We start from the raw sequence: 16,064 nt of genomic DNA on the forward strand, positions 1-16,064 counted from the left end.
CTAGCCGGCCTTCTCGGGCGGCTTGGCGTCGGCGGCGGGAGCCGGCGCGGCCTTCGGCGGGACCACCGCGGCCTGGGCCGGGGGTTTGGCCTTCGGACGCGGCTTCACGGGGGCCTTGGCGGGAACCTTGGCGGGGGCGGCCTTGGGCTCGGACGGGGCCTCGGCCAGCTTGGTGGGCTCGGGGGCCGGGGCCAGGGCCTGCTTGCCGGCCAGGACGGCGGCGTTCTGGGTGAAGCGCTTGGCCAGCTGTTCGGTGACTTGCTTGGCCTCGGTCGGAGGCATCTGGGCCAGGATGGCGGCCAGGGTGCGTTCCTTCATCTTCGAGGCGATGGGCAGGCGGACACTGTCGTCGAGGACGCGGAACTGGGCGGCGGCGTCCTTGGCCTTCATGGCGGTGAAGACGGCGACCAGGCGGTTGACCTCCTGCTCCTGCTGGGCGTCGGCCTGGCCGAGCAGGGCCTTGATGTCGGCCCTCAGGGCGTCCAGCGACTTGAACTTGGCGTCCAGCTTGGTCTCGGCGGCGACCATCAGCTGCAGCTGGGTGTCGAAGCCTTCCTCGCGGGAGTCGAGCTGTTCGCGGCGGACACCGAGGTCCTGCAGCATGCGCAGCTCCGACGGCGACAGGCCGGCTTCCTTGGCCAGTTCAGCGGCCGTGGGGGCGCAGACGGCCGGCTTGGCGGCGGCGATCCTGGCGATGTCGCTCTGGCCTTCGGGGGCCTTGGCCGGGGCGCCTTCGGCCCAGGCTTTGGCGCCGCTCAGCATCTTGGGCAGGGTGTCGGCCCCGGCCATGAAGTTGACAGCCAGGACGCCGGCGATGGCGACCCCGGCGAGCGGGAGAATGCGGGGAATGCGGCTCACAGGCGGCCTCCGGGAATGGCGCGCAGGCGGCCCGAGGTTTGCTCGGGCTCGAACAGGTCGTCGTCGATACGGGCCCGGGAACGGGCGGTGGTCTGGGGCTCGAAGCGGGCCGGGGCGAGGCGCTCGCGGACCGGCGGCAGCGGGCGGTCGAGCCAGTCGTCGTCGCGGGCCGGCTCGGCGACAACGCCAGAGCGGCGGGGACGCTCGGTGACGGCGCGTTCCAGGACGGCAGTCAGCTCGTGAGCCTCGGCGATGCGGCCGGCCAGGCCCTCTTCGGCCTCCTGGCTGGCGTGGCGCAGGGCGACGAGGGCGCCTTGCGCGCGCAGGGCGGCGTTGTCGAGGTCGGCCACGGCCCTGGCGAAGTCGTCGTGGCCGCTGCGCAGGGTCTTGAGACGGCGCTCCAGGCGCCAGCCCATGATCAGGGCGCCGACCAGCAGGACGCCGAGCAGGATGTTCATGGAAAGCGCGACGATGCTCATCTCAGCCTCTTCTGGACCGCCTGTTTGGCGGCCGGGTCGAGCGGCGCCTCGCAGCGAATGGCGATGTGGTGGTTGCGGCGGCCCATGCGGCCACGGGTCAGCGGGATCTGGCCGGCCCTAAGCTCGACCAGGCTGTCGGCCGTGGCGTTGAGCATGAGGGTGTCGCCGACCTTGAGGTTCAGGACCTTGCTGAGCGGCGTCTGCTGCTCGTCGAGGACGGCGCGGACCTCCATCTGGGTGGTCCACAGCTCGGTGGCCAGGTGGCTTTCCCAGATGTTGTCGCGGCCGAACTTCTCACCCATGAACTGCTGCAGCAGCATCTTCCGGATGGGTTCGAGGGTGGCGTAGGGCAGCAGGAGCTCGATACGGCCGCCGCGGTCTTCCATGTCGATGCGCAGCTTGACCAGGATCGCCGCATTGGCGGGACGGGCGATGGCGGCGAAGCGCGGATTGGTTTCGAGGCGGTCGAGGACGAAGTTGACCGGGGTCAGGGGCTCGAAGGCGGCCTTGGCGTCGGCGAGGACGACCTCGACCATGCGCTGGACCAGCACCCGCTCGATGGTAGTGTAGGGGCGGCCCTCAATGCGCATGGCGGCGGTGCCGCGGCGCCCGCCGAGCAGCACGTCGACGATCGAGTAGATGAGGTTGGAGTCGACCGTCAGCAGGCCGTAGTTGTCCAGTTCCTCGGCCCGGAACACCGACAGGATGGCCGGCAGCGGGATGGAGTTGAGGTAGTCGCCGAAGCGGATGGACGAGATGTTGTCGAGGCTGACCTCGACGTTGTCGCTGGTGAAGTTGCGCAGGGAGGTGGTCATCAACCGCACCAGGCGGTCGAAGACGATCTCCAGCATCGGCAGGCGTTCGTAGGAGACCAGGGCCGAGTTGATGATGGCCCGGATGCCGGTCCGCTCGCTGCTCTCGTCGTCGGAGAGGTCGAAGCCCAGCAGGCTGTCGATTTCGTCCTGGTTGAGGATCCGCTCCGAGCCGATCAGCCCGTCGGTCTCGTTCTGCTCGACGTCCCAGTCAGGGGTCGCCGCGCCAGCGGCGCCATCGCCGTTGGTCGCGGCCCACTGGGCCAGGGCGTCCTGATCTTCGGTTTCGTCAGCCATGGGGTACGCGCAACTCAGCCTTGCGGCCTAGTTGATCAGCATCTCCTCGATCAGGACGGCGTTCACCTTTTGCGGGGCGACCAGCAGGTTGACCCGGCGCAGGATCTCCATGCGCAGCTGGTAGCTGCCCTGGCTGCCCGAGAGATCCTCGGGGCGCATCTCGCGCAGGAAGGTCTGGAACATGTCGTTCATGCGCGGCATGTCGGGAGTCAGTTCGTCGGCCATCTCCTCGTTGGGCAGTTCGAGGGTCAGCTTGAGCTTGAGGAAGGTCGGGCGGCCGTCGGCCGTCTGCATGTTCACGACGATGTCGGGCAGGGTGTAGAAGACCACGCCGTCGGGGCCTTCCTTGACGACCGGGGAGCCGGGCTCGGCCTTGCCGTCCTTGCCGCTGTGGCCGCCCTTGTCCTTCTTGGGCTTCTTCTCGGCCTTCTCGGCATGCTCGCCGGCCGGCTTGGGCTTGAGGAACATGAACCAGGCGCCGGCCCCGCCGCCGCCCAGCACCGCGAGCGCCGCGACGCCGGCGATGACCAGCACCATCAGCTTCGGCTTTTTCCTGGCCGGCGCCTCGCCGTCCTCGCCTTCAACGCCCTCCGGGGGCGCCTCAGCTTCCTTGGCCTTGTCCTTGGACACCGTGTCTCGAGCTCACATTTGCACCGCGCGTGAGTCCTTACTGGGGCCAGTTGGTTAAGGATGGGTTCTTAAGACCTGTGAACGGCGCCCGGCAGAATTCGCCGAGGCAGCGCCGTTAACCTTCTTATTTGCTGTTTTTATTGAACTTTTTGAGTTGGCACGAGGGTTGCAGGCATTCCGTCGATGGCGACGCTCGGTCGCGGCGGTTAACGGGAGCCTCAGTTGGACAACACGCTGTACGTCAGCCTGTCGCGCCAGATGACGCTGCGCCGCGAGATGGACATCATCGCCAACAACATCGCGAACGCCGACACCACCGGATACAAGTTCGAGAACCTGCTGGTCCGCACCGAACCGGCAAAGCCGGCCCGCATGGCCGACGGTCCCAACCCGGTGAAATTCGTCCTCGACGACGGCATCGCCCGCGATTTCACGCAAGGCTCGATGCGCACCACGGGCGCCACGTTCGACCTGGCCATCGAGGGCAAGGGCTTCTTCAAGGTCGACACCGCCGCCGGCGAGCGGTTCACCCGCGACGGCCGCTTCACCCTGTCGCCGGAAGGCAAGCTGACCACCCAGGAGGGTGACGCCGTGCAGGGCGAGGGCGGCGACATCATCCTCGATCCGGCCAAGGGCCCTGTGGCCATTGCCAAGGACGGCACGGTCAGCCAGGCCGGCGAGAAGGTCGGCAAGATCGGGGTCTTCCTGTTCGACGACCGCTCGGTCCTGGCCAAGGACCGCGGCAACCTGTTCACCAACACCTCCAACGCCCAGCCCGGCGCCGACACCGCCAGCCGCCTGCACCAGGGCATGCTGGAGGGCAGCAACGTCAATCCGATCCTCCAGATCACCCGGATGATCGAGGTCAGCCGCGCCTACGAGAGCGTGGTCAAGACCATGGAAAACACCGCCGATCTCTCGCGCCGCGCCGTCGAACGGCTCGGTCGCGTCGCTTAAGGAGTCCCCGTAGATGCAAGCCCTCCGCACCGCCGCCACCGGGATGTCGGCCCAGCAGCTGAACGTCGAGGTCATCTCGAACAACATCGCCAACATGAACACCGTTGGCTTCAAGCGTCAGCGGGCGGAGTTCCAGGACCTGCTCTACCAGTCGCTGGAGCGCGCCGGGACGCAGTCGTCGGACCAGGGCACGGTGGTGCCGACCGGCGTGCAGATCGGCGGCGGCGTCAAGGCCGGCAGCACCTACCGCATCACGACGCAGGGCACGGCGACGCGGACCGACAACCGCTACGACGTCGCCATCCAGGGCCGCGGCTTCCTGCAGGTGCTGATGCCCAGCGGCGAGACGGCCTACACCCGGGCCGGCAATCTGGCGCTCAACGACCAGGGCCAACTGGTCACCGAGGACGGCTACCTGGTGCAGCCGCAGGTGACCGTGCCGCAGGACGCCATCGACATCACGATCTCCAAGACCGGCCAGGTCCAGGCGACCAAGGAAGGCGTCGCGGCGCCCGAGGTCATCGGCCAGCTGGAACTGGCGACCTTCATCAACGAGGCCGGCCTCGAGGCCATGGGCGACAACCTGTTCATGCAGTCGGGCAGCTCGGGCGAGCCGATCACCGGCAACCCCGGCGCGACCGGCTTCGGCACCCTGCTGCAGGGCTACACCGAGGCTTCGAACGTCGACGCGGTCAGCGAAATCACCGCCCTGATCATCGCCCAGCGGGCCTATGAGATGAACTCCAAGGTCATCACCACGGCCGACGAGATGCTCCAGGCCGCCAACCAGGTGAAGTCGTAAAATGAGTGTCTTGGGCATGCGCGCTCTCCTCCTCGCGGCCGTAGCCGCGCTGGCCTTTGGCGCTCCGGCCCTAGCGGGTCAGGTTTCCCTGCGGGCGGACGTCTCGGACGCCGACGGCAAGGTGACCCTCGGCGACCTGTTCGACGGGGCGGGGAACGCTTCCAATATCCTGATCGCCAATCGCACCGGGCCCAGCGTCGTGCTCGACGCCCAGGCCGTGCAGGTCATGGCCCGCCGCGCCGGACTGCAGTGGGACAACCCGCAGGGCTTCCGCCGCATCGTCGTGCGCGGCGGTGGCGGTCCCGCCGTGGCCGGCCCGGTGGCGGCGCGCGGAAATGTCGATGTCCTGACCTATTCCCGCTCCCTGAGCGCCGGCGAGATCGTCCAGCCGACCGATCTGGTCTGGGCCAAGGCCGCCAGCGCCCCGGCCGACGCGCCGCGCGACGCCGACATGATCATCGGCCTGGCCGCCAAACGGCCGCTGCGCGAAGGCGCCGTGGTCAGCGGCCGCGATGTCTCCGCCCCGCAGGTCATCAAGGCCGGCGAGACGGTCACCGTCACCTGGTCCGACGGCATGGTCACCCTGACCATGCAGGCCAAGGCCATGAAGGCCGCCGCCACCGGCGAGACCTTCACCCTGCAGAACCCGACCTCGAAGAAGATCATCGAGGCCATCGCTACCGGCCCCGGCGAAGCCGCCGCCGGTCCGCAGGCACAGGCGCTGAAAGCGGCCTCCGCCAACCAGTTCGCCGCTCGCTAGAGGCACACCCACATGCGTAAGACCCTGCTGATCATCACCGCCCTCGTCCCGCTGGCCGCCTGCGCCTCGACGATCAACGACACCAAGGACGCGATTCTGGGCCCGCAGCTGGCGCCCGTCGGCTATCCTAGCCAGCTGGCGCCCTCGACCCAGACCTTCGTGGACGTGCGCCAGGAGCCGCCGCAGGCCGCGTCCGCCAACAGCCTGTGGCGCACCGGCGCCCGGGCCTTCTTCAACGACCAGCGGGCCGGCCGCATCGGCGACATCCTGACCGTCAACATCGACATCGACGACAGCGCCCAGACCCAGAACACCACCAGCGCGAGCCGCACCACCGGCATGAAGGCGGGCCTGCCCCACTTCTTCGGCCTGGAAGGCAGCCTCGGCCAGCTGTTCCCGGGTGGCTTTGACCCGGCCAACGCCATCGAGACCAACGTCAACACCGGCAGCACCGGCAACGGCGCCGTGGCCCGGGCCGAGAAGATCAACCTGACCATCGCCGCCGTCGTCACCGGCATCCTGCCCAACGGCAACCTGGTCATCCAGGGCGTGCAGGAGGTGAAGACCAACAACGAGGTCCGCCGCCTGACCATCTCGGGCATCGTGCGGCCGGCCGACATCAGCGCCGCCAACACGATCAAGCACACCCAGATCGCCGAAGCCCGCATCAGCTACGGCGGCCGCGGCGACCAGAGCCGGGTCCAGAAGACCCCGGCCGGCCAGGCGCTGATCGAGACCTTCACGCCGTTCTGACCATGGAAGACTGAATGATCGCCGGGGGGCGAAGAACAATCGGGACAAATTTGCCACGGCGGGATCCAACCCGCCGGGCGCCCGGCAAATTCTGCCGCCGGGGTGAACCGATCGCGCCCTCCCTGCGTTGGGGAAACTGAAGGGAGGCGCTCATCATGAACCGCATCGCCGCCATCACCGCTCTGACCACCTCGGTCCTGCTGCTGGGCAGCTGCATGCACGGCCAACCCTACGTGGCCGGCGACATGGGATGGTCGCTTCATGAAACGCCGGAGGAAGGCGCAAAGCTGGCCTATGGCTCGCCCAATTCCGACAACGTCGCCCTGATGATGAGCTGCCAGCCGGCGTCCGGCGATGTCCGGGTTTCGACCAGTTCGGTCCAAGCGGCCCCGGCCATCGTGCTGAAGTCGGGCAAGACCGAAACCGCCCTGCCCGCCACGGCCACGCCGAGCATGGGCGAAGGCCACTTCCTGGAAGCCGGCGCCAAGGCCAACGATCCGGTCCTGGCCAGCTTCGCCCGCACCGGAGACATCACCCTGATCCAGGGCAAGGACAGCATGAAGCTGTCGGCCAAGGGTGACCGGGCGCAGATCAACAGGTTCTTCGCTGCCTGCAAGGCGTGATAATCTGGGCGGCATGAAAGCCGCCCTGCCCCTGTTCGCCGCCCTCCTTCTGGCTACGCCTGTCGCCGCCCAGGACGAGCGCCGATGGACCTTCAGCGAGAGTGAGGAGGGCGTCCACCTGCAGTACGGCACGCCGGACAGCGACGATGTCCTGGCCACCTTCACCTGCCAGAAGGGCACGGACCAGGCCGAACTCTACCTGACCTTCGAACACCGCATCGCCACCGAAAGTCCGACCGCCGATGGCGACTGGCTGGATGCGCAGGGCAACAAGGCCCCCTGGCCCGTCCGCCTCAACCTCTCAGGCGCCGCCGTGAAGGCCGAGGCTTCGGCCGACGAGATGAACGGCGGCAGCTGGGTGACGTGGCTGGGCGACACCGCCGGCCTTCAGAGCATCGCCGTCGCCGGACAACTGAAGGCCGAGGCGTTCGGCGAGACCATCGCCCCGCCACCCTTCAAGAAGGCCGAGTTCCAGCGCTTCCTGAAGGGTTGCAAGGGCTAGACCCTTTCAGGTTTTGATGTACGCATCAAAACCTGATCAAAAGGGTCTAGAATCAAGCATTTAGAGCATGTCCGGGCGGGCGAACCGCATACACTTCGCCCTGACATGCTCTAGACGCCTACTGCCCTTGAGGCACCAGCCCCCAGGCCCCCTGACCCAGGATGCAGGTCGTGGCCTTGGGCGGGCACAGGCCCTGTGAGCGTTCGGCGTAGATCTGCTCGATGATCTCCGGGTTGGCCCGCAGGGCCTCGCCGCGCAGGCGGGTCGACTCGGCGATGCCGCGGGCCGTCTCGATGGCGGCCTCGGCGTTGGCCCGGGCCTCGGCGGCCTTCTGCTGGGCGGCAAGCGTGCGCTGCTCGGTCTGGGTGCGGGCCTCGACGGCGGCGGTGACGCTGGCCGGGTAGCGGATGGTGCCGACCCATTCCATCTGGCTGATCTCGACGCCCTCGGCCGCCCATTTGTTGCGCACGCGCTGGAAGGCCTTCTGGATGACGATCTGGCGGCCGGCGCCCATCAGTGAGCCCGTGCAGGGCGGCGCATTGGCGGCCGGCGTCGGGGTCACGCCCGAGCCCGTCGCCACCGGGTTGAGGTTGCAGGACACCGGCACCTGCTCGGTCTCCTTGGCGATGGCCGAGCGCACGTCGTTGCGGATCTGGCCGTCGAGCAGGTCGTCGAACGGTTGCCTCCAACGGGCGTAGAGATCGGCGGCCTTGTCGTCACGCACCCGGATGGTCAGGTTGACGTCGGCGGTCATCGGCAGGCCGGTCTGATCGGCGAAGGCGATCTCCTCGTTCTCCTTGCCGTCAGTGTTGGGCTCGCGGGTGTAGCTGTAGGTCCGCTGGCGGGTCGGATAGACGATGATGTCCTCGCCCAGCCCCTTCCAGTGCCAGCCGGGGCGCAGCTCGGTCAGCTGGACGCCGGGGTTCTCGCCGAACCTGGTGGTCTTGATGCCGGCCTCGCCGCTCTCGACCGTGGTGCTGCAGGCAGTCACCGTGCAGCCGGCCCCGGCCAGCAGGATGACCAGCGCCCCAATCATCAGAATGGTGCGGCCGATATTGCCGGCCCCGCCGCCGAACCTGTCACTGATCGCCATGGAAAATCCCCTCCAGAAAAGACTGGAGGTCAGGCTGACGGTTCAACAGCCGCCCGGCAAGCTTAGTTCTTGAAGGCTTCGCGCGCCTTGAAGTCGACCATGGCGTCGCGCACCCATTTGCAGGCGCGCGGTCCGCCGACCAGGGTCGATTCCTCGACCAGGCCCGCCAAGTCGGTCTGGACCAGCACGTCGCAGCGGGTCTTGTTCCAGACGAACATCATCTTCTTGCCGACGGTTTCCTTGCGGTCCGGCAGGCCGAGCGTGCGGTAGACCACCGCCACGTCCTGACCCTTCATGGAATCGAGCCCCTCGCGGATCGGCTCATAGACGCGGTTGCGGTGCAGGACGCAGCCGCTCATCGCCAGGCCGATGGCCACCACCGCCACCGCTCGCATTACCACAGACGTCTTCACGCTATTCCCCCTCAGGCCCGGCGACCGGCCGTGGCCACATTGTCCAGGCCAAGAGCGCTGAGCGCGCCGCCGGCGATGCCGGCCGCGTCGAGGCCGGCCTGGGCGTACATCAGATCGGGCTTGTCCTGGTCCTGGAAGACATCGGGCAGCGCCAGGGTGCGCACCTTCAGTCCCCGGTCCAACGCCCCGTGCGCCGCCAGCGCCTGCAGGACAAAGGCGCCAAAGCCCCCCATGGCGCCTTCCTCGATGGTGACCAAGGCCTCATGCTCGCGGGCCAGCCGCAGCATCAGGTCGACGTCCAGCGGCTTGGCGAAGCGCGCATCGACGACGGTGGCCGAGAGGCCACGGGCGGCCAACAGATCGGCGGCCTTCAGGGTCTCGGAGAGGCGAGTGCCGAACGACACCAGCGCCACGGCCGTGCCCTCGCGGATCACCCGGCCCTTGCCGATTTCCAGCGGTTCGTTGACCAGTGGCATTTCCAGGCCAAGGCCCTCGCCGCGCGGATAGCGGAAGGCGCTGGGCCTATCGTCGATGGCCGCCGCCGTGGCGACCATGCGGGCCAGCTCGACCTCGTCCGCCGCCGCCATCAGCACCATGCCGGGCAGCGCCCCCATGAAGCCGACGTCGAAGCTGCCGGCGTGGGTCGGCCCATCGGCGCCGACGAGACCGGCGCGGTCCATGGCGAAGCGCACGGGCAGCCGCTGGATGGCGACGTCATGCACCACCTGGTCGTAGCCGCGCTGCAGGAAGGTCGAATAGATGGCCGCGAAGGGTTTCATGCCATCGGCGGCGAGGCCGGCGGCGAAGGTCACCGCATGCTGCTCGGCGATGCCGACGTCGAAGCAGCGCTTGGGGAAGGCCTTCTGGAAGATATCGAGCCCGGTGCCGGACGGCATGGCGGCGGTCACCGCCATGATCCGGTCGTCCTTCTCGGCCTCCTTCACCAGGGCCTGGGCGAAGACCTTGGTGTAGCCGGGCGGGCCGCCGGCGGCCTTGGCCTGCTCACCCGTGACGACGTTGAACTTGACCACGCCATGGTACTTGTCGTCGGCGCTCTCGGCGGGGGCGTAGCCCTTGCCCTTCTGCGTCACGATGTGGACCAGCACCGGCCGGTTGATCTCCTTTACGTTCTGCAGGACGGGGATCAGCGCATCCAGGTCATGGCCGTCGATCGGCCCGACGTACTGGAAGCCCAGCTCCTCGAAGAAGGTGCCGCCGGTAACCATGCCGCGGGCGTATTCCTCGGCCTTGCGGGCCGCTTCCTGCAGGCTCTTGGGGAACACTCGGCTCATCGACTTGCCGAGGTTGCGCAGCTGCTGATAGCCGCCCGACGAGACCACCCGGGCCAGATAGGCGCTCATGCCGCCGACCGGCGGGGCGATGGACATGTCGTTGTCGTTGAGCACGACGATGATCTGGCCGGTGGTCTCGGCGGCGTTGTTCATCGCCTCATAGGCCATGCCGGCGCTCATCGAGCCGTCGCCGATCACGGCGACGACCTTGTTGTTGTCGCCCTTGGCGTCCCGCGCCGCGCAGAAGCCGAGCGCCGCCGAGATCGAGGTGGCGGCATGGGCCGCGCCGAAGGGGTCGTATTCGCTCTCGGCCCGCTTGGTGAAGCCCGACAGGCCGCCGCCCTGGCGCAGGGTGCGCATGCGGTCGCGGCGGCCGGTGAGGATCTTGTGCGGATAGGCCTGGTGGCCGACGTCCCAGATGACGATGTCGCGCGGCGTCTCGAACACATGATGCAACGCCACGGTCAGCTCGACCACGCCCAGCCCGGCCCCCAGATGTCCGCCCGTGACGGAGACTGAATCGATGGTCTCGGCCCGGACCTCATCGGCCAACTGTTTAAGCTGAGGGATGGTGAAGGAACGCGTGTCCGCCGGCGAGGCGACGGTGTCGAGCAACGGGGTGACAGGGGGCATTTACGAGCGCAGTCCATGACGGCGCGGTCTGTCGCGCGCCTCTAGGGAAACAAACTAGCGCCCGCGGCGTGCGCTGCAAACCAAAGGCTGATGGAATCTGGAGAATTCCGCGTGCAGACGGTGGCTAGAGCAGCCAGCCACCGGTGTCGGCCCGTACATCGCCGTTGATTGTCATCTGGTAGTCGGCCTTGCCGTCGCCGTTGACGTCGAGCCGCAGGGTCGAGGTGTCGTTGGCCGCCGTGTAGAACAGATAGAGCTGCCCCGCCGTCTTGGTCAGGCCGGTGAAGCTGACGCTGAAGGCCTGGTCGCCGGCCAGACTGCTGTTGGCGTCTATGGCGCTGAAGTCCATGCGGTCCGCGCCAATTTCGAAGTCGAGGACGGTGTCGATCTCGAGCACCGCCTGGCCGACGCTTTCCTGCAGCACACGGAAGGTGTCGACGCCGCCGCCACCGGTCAGTTGGTCGCGCCCGATGCCGCCGATCAGCGTATCGTCGCCCAGACCGCCGAACAGTTTGTCGGCGCCGGCCAGGCCGCTGAGCACATTGGCCCCGTCATTGCCCTTCAGCGTGTTGCCGTCGACGCTGCCGGTCCCGTTGAAGTCGCCGACGCCCTGCAGTTCCAGGGTCTCGAAGTTCTCCGGCAGGACGAAGCTCAGCGAAGCGCGGACCGTATCGATCCCCTGCCCCACCGCCTCGGAGACGATGTCGCCGCTGGTCCGCACGTAATAGACGTCGTTGCCCGCGCCGCCGGCCAGCGAATTGGTCCCGGTCCCACCGTCCAGGGTGTCGTTGCCGCCATTGCCGGTCAGGGTGTCGTCACCCGAACCGCCGTCCATCTGGTCCGCGCCGGAGCCGCCGGTCAGGGCGTCGGCGCCATCGCCGCCATAGAACTTGTTGGAACCGAGCGCGTCGAACAGCACGTCATTGGCGTCGCCGCCGTCGAGGGTGTCGTTGCCGGCTCCGCCGCTCAGCGAATCGTCGCCCGCCCCGCCGTATAGCTGGTCATTGCCGTCGCCGCCGACGATCTCATCGTTGCCGCCCAGCCCGCGCAGGACGTCCTTGCCGCCCAAGCCGACGATCAGGTCGGCCAGGGCGCCGCCGTTGAAGGTCTCGTTTGCGCCGGTGCCGAAGAAGTTCCGCACGTCGGCCTGGCCGAAGACGATGTAGCCCGCACCGGCGTTGCTGCCGTTGGTGTCGGCATAGGGGGCCCCGACGAAGAAGTCGTCCAGACCGTCGCCGTTGATGTCGCCCAGGGCGGCGAGGGCGAGCCCGCTGCGGTCGGTGGTCGCCTCGCCATTCAGCCGGAAGCCATTGGTCCCGTTGATGGACGCCAGGTTGAAGACCGCGCCGAAGCCCGAGGCCTTGCCGAAAATGACGTAGGAGGTCCCAGACTCACTTCCGTTCGGGTCGGCTCGTGAGGCCCCGATGATCAGGTCGTCGTAGCCGTCGCCATTGATGTCACCCGCGTACTGCAGTTCGCGACCACTGCTATCGCTGGCAGCAACGCCGCTTATGCGGAAGCCGTTTGTGCCGTCCAGCGCCGAGATATTGATCGAGGCCGTGAAGCCCGAGACCTTGCCGAACACGACGTAGGTATCGCCGGCCCCGCTCGCGTTGATGTCGGAGGCATAGGCTCCGACCACGATGTCGGCGTAGCCGTCGCCATTGATGTCGCCGGCGGTGGTGACCGAGCTGCCCAGCCGGTCGAAGGCAGCGCCGCCGACAAGGGCGAATCCATTGCTGCCATTCAAGCCCGTGACGCCGACGCTCGCCGGCATGCCGGCGCCGGTTCCGAAGAGAACATAGGCCGCGTTTGGCCCCGGTGCGCCGATCAACAGGTCGTCGTAGCCATCGCCGTTGACGTCTCCGACCATCGAGGCGTCGAAGCCGAGGTTTTCGCTGGCCGCGGGGCCGACCACGCGGAAGCCGTTGCTGCCGTTCAGATCGGCCAGATTGACGTCCGTGGGGAAGTTCGAGCCGCGGCCATACACAACCCAGACGGCGCCGGAGTTTGTCCCGTTGATATCGGCCGCATAGGCGGTCACGACGAGGTCGTCGTAGCCATCGCCATTGAAGTCGCCGCCGATGTCGACCGCCCAGCCGCCGAAGCTGTTGGCCTCCGGACCGACCAGCCGGAAGCCGTTGGTTCCATCGAAGTCCGCCAGGGTGAACTGGCCGCCCGTGGGCGTAGCCCCGCCATAGAGAACGAAGGTGTATCCGGAGAAGGCGCCGTTCGGCGCCCCTCCGACCCCCGAGACGATGAGGTCGGCCCGGCCATCGCCGTTGACATCGCCGCCGCCGGCGACCGACCAACCGAGGAAATAGCCCGCCTCGCCCTGGATGCTGAAGCCGTTGGAGCCATCGAGGTCAGCCAGGTCGAAGCCGTTGGTGAATCCCCCCGATTGCCCAAACACGACGTAGGCCGCGCCGGCATTGCCGCCGACCCCGCGGGCCGAAATCAGAAAATCGTCGATTCCGTCGCCGTTGTAGTCCCCGGCTGAGGCCGCCGACCATCCGAAGAAGTTGCTGGCCGCCAGACCGTCGACCCGGAAGCCGGTGTCCGGATCGATGGTCGCCAGGTTGATGATCGCCGGATAGCTCATGGTGGTCCCCCCAGTCGCCCGAAGGTCAGTTCCGGGCCATGCCGGACTCTACCCTACTCAATTTAGGCAACAAGGATGGTCTTCCAGGCGACGCAGATTTGCAAAATCAGGCGACGAATGGCCGGCGATGAGTTCGACGAAGGCTTTCTGGGAATCCGCCATCCCGGCCGCGTCAGTTCCGCCGCCCCAGTACAAAATCGACCGACTCACGCAGGACCGAGGCCCGTTCGCCGAAGCCGTCGAGGTGGGCCCGGGTCTGGGCGGCCAGCAGTTCGACCCGCTCCTTGGCCGCGTCCAGGCCCAGCAGGGTGACGTAGTTGGCCTTGCCCTTGGCCGCGTCCTTGCCGCCGGCCGCCTTGCCCAGCAGGTCCGGGTCGCCCTCGGCGTCGAGCACATCGTCGACAATCTGGTAGGCCAGCCCCAGGTCCTGGGCGAAGGCCATCAGGGCGTGGCGCTCACCTTCCTGCGCGTGGGCCATCACCAGCGGGATTTCGAAGGCGTAGGCGATCAGGGCGCCGGTCTTGAGCCGCTGCATGCGGGCCACCCCGCCGAGGTCCTCGCGGACGCCGAGGATGTCGATCATCTGGCCGCCGCACATGCCCTGCGCACCCGAAGCATGGGCCAGCTTGCGGACCAGTTCGGCCCGGACGTTGCCGTCCTGGTGGGTGTCGGGATGGGCCATGATCTCGAAAGCGGCGCTCTGCAGCGCGTCGCCGACCAGCACGGCGGTGGCCTGGTCGTACTCGATATGCACCGTCGGCCGCCCGCGCCGCATGTCGTCGTCGTCCATGCAGGGCAGGTCGTCATGCACCAGGCTGTAGGCGTGGATGCACTCCAGCGCGCAGGCGGCCCGCAGGACCGGCCGCTCGGGCAGGTCGAACATCTTGCCGGTCTCGAGCGCGAAGAAGGGCCGCAGCCGCTTGCCCGGCCCCAGGGCCGCATAGCGCATCGCCTCGGTCAGACGACCTTCGGGGCCATCGGCGCGCGGCAGCAGCGCGTCCAGCGCCACGGTGACGAGATCGGCCGCCTCGGCGATCCGGCGGTCGAGGCTCTGCGACATCAGCCGAACTCGGCCGGTTCGACGCCGGTCGGCGTCCCTTGGGCCAAAACCACCTTCTCGACGCGCAGGCGGGCGGCCTCCAGCTTCTTCTCGCAATGGGCCTTCAGCAGCGCGCCGCGCTCATAGACGCTGATCGATTCTTCCAGCGGCGCCTGGCCCGACTCGAGCGTCTGAACGATCCGCTCCAGCTCCTGCAGGGCGGCTTCGAACGATAGGGCCTCGATAGCGGCGGGGTCGGCGGCGTTGGTCATGTCGTCTTCCGAAGGGATGCGCCAACCTAGAGAGGCGCATCCCCCCGGGCAACGGGCCTTCGTGGTGAACGAAGGGCGGTCCGGTCAAATTTCCGGTGAGCGCCTATCCGTCCACCGACAGGCCCAGGGCGAACCGGCCACTGTAAAGCTGCTGCTCGCGGGTCCGCAGCGGGTGATAGCGGGCGCCCTGCAGGTCGCGGAAGCGCAGCTCCAGCCCCTTGGCCTTGTAGAAGCCCGAGCCGCCGGCCAGCTCCAGCGCTAGTTCGCCGACCTTCAGCGCCTGCTGGCCGACCAGCTGGCGCAGCGTCATCGACCGGTCGGTGGTCTCTTCGCCCGGCTGGCCGCGAGTGACCTCGACCATGGCGGTCCACAGGGCGTCGAGGCCCGCGTGGGCGGTCTGCAGTTCGCCGGTCGCCAGCACCATCAGCAGGTCGTCGGACTTCTTGCCGACCGAGGCGACGGCGATGTCCCGGGCCGCGTCGGCAACACCAGTGTAGACCGAGAAGATCAGCGGGAAGGCCAGCATGCTGATGCAATGGAACAGCGGATGCCAGGGCCCGGCCGGACGGCGGCCACTGACGGCCGCATCGGCGATGAAGGCGTCCTCGACCACCAGGTCGTGCGAGCCGGTGCCGCGCATGCCCAGCGTGTCCCAGGTTTCAACCAGCCGCACGCCCTCTCCCTTGATCGGCAGGGCGAAGTGCAGAACCGTCGGCCCGGCGTCCGGATCGTCATAGATGGCGCTGGTGCTCAAGAGGTCGCCGGTCATGGAACCGCTGGCGAAGGGCTTGCGCCCCGTGATGCGGAAACCGCCCTCGACCTTGCGGGCCTCGCCGCCGCCGGGCAGCCAGTCGGAGGCGCCGCTCGACACCAGCCGGGCGCCCTCAGCCACCTTTTTCAAGAGGCCCTCCGTCGGGGCCTTCTGGTGACGCCAGCGCCAGGCGGCGACGGCGACCAGGTGGGTGTGCATGGCCAGAGCCAGGGCGGTCGAGCCGCAGTGGCGGCCCAGCCCGCGGAGCATCCGGCACAGCTCGTCGGCCTCCAGACCGCCGCCGCCAAGCTCGGCCGGCACGGCCAGGGCGAAGAAGCCGCGGGCCTGCAGCAGATCGAAATTGCCGGCGACGAACCGGGCCTCGGGATCGCTGGCGGCGCCGGCGGCGGCCAGTTGCGGGCCCAGCGCCTGGAGATCATCGCGCCAATTGGCGTTGGCGACGGCGGGCGGGGCTTCCAGGGTCATGGTCTGCATG

Annotated in this window: 17 protein-coding genes; 6 read left to right on the top strand and 11 right to left on the bottom strand. The window is 68.1% G+C overall.

Annotation, left to right across the window (positions count from 1 at the left end; translation table 11 throughout):
* From AC2YG9_RS13765 to AC2YG9_RS13780, 4 genes are read right to left on the bottom strand one after another with little or no spacing between them, the layout of a single operon-like run.
* Entirely contained in the window at positions 1–858 is an 858-nt protein-coding gene (locus AC2YG9_RS13765) for a MotE family protein (protein WP_487298539.1), read from the bottom strand.
* Complete coding sequence (locus tag AC2YG9_RS13770; RefSeq protein ID WP_487298540.1) at positions 855–1,337, bottom strand: DUF6468 domain-containing protein; 483 nt, start codon at positions 1,335–1,337, stop codon at positions 855–857. Before AC2YG9_RS13770 ends, AC2YG9_RS13765 begins: the two co-directional genes overlap by 4 nt.
* Positions 1,334–2,446 carry a flagellar motor switch protein FliM gene (fliM, locus tag AC2YG9_RS13775; RefSeq protein WP_487298541.1) on the bottom strand — a complete coding sequence of 371 codons (1,113 nt, stop codon included), beginning with the start codon at positions 2,444–2,446 and terminating at the stop codon, positions 1,334–1,336. The genes AC2YG9_RS13770 and fliM overlap by 4 nt, the downstream gene beginning before the upstream one ends.
* 27 nt (positions 2,447–2,473) lie before the next feature.
* A complete protein-coding gene (locus AC2YG9_RS13780; RefSeq protein WP_487298542.1) occupies positions 2,474–3,076 on the bottom strand; it encodes a flagellar basal body-associated FliL family protein in 603 nt (200 codons plus the stop codon).
* 222 nt (positions 3,077–3,298) lie between these two features.
* Between AC2YG9_RS13780 and flgF the strand changes: the two genes are divergently transcribed.
* The 6 genes from flgF to AC2YG9_RS13810 all read left to right on the top strand — a co-directional run bounded on the left by flgF (position 3,299) and on the right by AC2YG9_RS13810 (position 7,473).
* Positions 3,299–4,033: a flagellar basal-body rod protein FlgF gene (gene flgF / locus AC2YG9_RS13785; RefSeq protein WP_487298543.1), complete on the top strand. Its 735-nt coding sequence runs from the start codon at positions 3,299–3,301 to the stop codon at positions 4,031–4,033.
* Positions 4,034–4,046: 13 nt separating this feature from the next.
* Positions 4,047–4,835 carry a flagellar basal-body rod protein FlgG gene (gene flgG, locus AC2YG9_RS13790; RefSeq protein WP_487298544.1) on the top strand — a complete coding sequence of 263 codons (789 nt, stop codon included), beginning with the start codon at positions 4,047–4,049 and terminating at the stop codon, positions 4,833–4,835.
* A 16-nt stretch (positions 4,836–4,851) separates the two neighbouring features.
* Entirely contained in the window at positions 4,852–5,595 is a 744-nt protein-coding gene (gene flgA, locus AC2YG9_RS13795; RefSeq protein ID WP_487298545.1) for a flagellar basal body P-ring formation chaperone FlgA, read from the top strand.
* A 12-nt stretch (positions 5,596–5,607) separates the two neighbouring features.
* Positions 5,608–6,348, top strand: coding sequence for a flagellar basal body L-ring protein FlgH (gene flgH, locus AC2YG9_RS13800; protein WP_487298546.1), 741 nt, complete (start codon positions 5,608–5,610; stop codon positions 6,346–6,348).
* A 155-nt stretch (positions 6,349–6,503) separates the two neighbouring features.
* The gene (locus tag AC2YG9_RS13805; protein ID WP_487298547.1) at positions 6,504–6,971 is read left to right on the top strand and encodes a hypothetical protein; all 468 of its coding nucleotides are present in this window, start codon (positions 6,504–6,506) and stop codon (positions 6,969–6,971) included.
* A 13-nt stretch (positions 6,972–6,984) separates the two neighbouring features.
* Positions 6,985–7,473: a hypothetical protein gene (locus tag AC2YG9_RS13810; protein WP_487298548.1), complete on the top strand. Its 489-nt coding sequence runs from the start codon at positions 6,985–6,987 to the stop codon at positions 7,471–7,473.
* A gap of 118 nt (positions 7,474–7,591) precedes the next feature.
* Here AC2YG9_RS13810 and AC2YG9_RS13815 read toward each other — a convergent pair whose 3' ends face one another.
* From AC2YG9_RS13815 to AC2YG9_RS13845, 7 genes are all read right to left on the bottom strand, one after another.
* A complete protein-coding gene (locus AC2YG9_RS13815) occupies positions 7,592–8,566 on the bottom strand; it encodes an SPFH domain-containing protein (RefSeq protein ID WP_487298549.1) in 975 nt (324 codons plus the stop codon).
* Positions 8,567–8,628: 62 nt separating this feature from the next.
* A complete protein-coding gene (locus AC2YG9_RS13820; RefSeq protein WP_487298550.1) occupies positions 8,629–8,979 on the bottom strand; it encodes a hypothetical protein in 351 nt (116 codons plus the stop codon).
* Between the two features lie 11 nt (positions 8,980–8,990).
* Positions 8,991–10,904, bottom strand: a complete 1,914-nt coding sequence (gene dxs, locus AC2YG9_RS13825; protein WP_487298551.1) for a 1-deoxy-D-xylulose-5-phosphate synthase — start codon at positions 10,902–10,904, stop codon at positions 8,991–8,993.
* Between the two features lie 124 nt (positions 10,905–11,028).
* Entirely contained in the window at positions 11,029–13,506 is a 2,478-nt protein-coding gene (locus AC2YG9_RS13830) for a hypothetical protein (RefSeq protein WP_487298552.1), read from the bottom strand.
* Between the two features lie 172 nt (positions 13,507–13,678).
* Positions 13,679–14,566 carry a polyprenyl synthetase family protein gene (locus AC2YG9_RS13835; RefSeq protein ID WP_487298553.1) on the bottom strand — a complete coding sequence of 296 codons (888 nt, stop codon included), beginning with the start codon at positions 14,564–14,566 and terminating at the stop codon, positions 13,679–13,681.
* On the bottom strand, positions 14,566–14,817 hold the full coding sequence (locus AC2YG9_RS13840) for an exodeoxyribonuclease VII small subunit (RefSeq protein WP_271068364.1): 252 nt from the start codon (positions 14,815–14,817) through the stop codon (positions 14,566–14,568). Before AC2YG9_RS13840 ends, AC2YG9_RS13835 begins: the two co-directional genes overlap by 1 nt.
* Positions 14,818–14,920: 103 nt before the next feature.
* A complete protein-coding gene (locus AC2YG9_RS13845; protein WP_487298554.1) occupies positions 14,921–16,063 on the bottom strand; it encodes an acyl-CoA dehydrogenase family protein in 1,143 nt (380 codons plus the stop codon).
* Position 16,064: the final 1 nt, after the last annotated feature.

The sequence above is a fragment of the Caulobacter sp. SRI_014 genome, assembly GCF_057586315.1.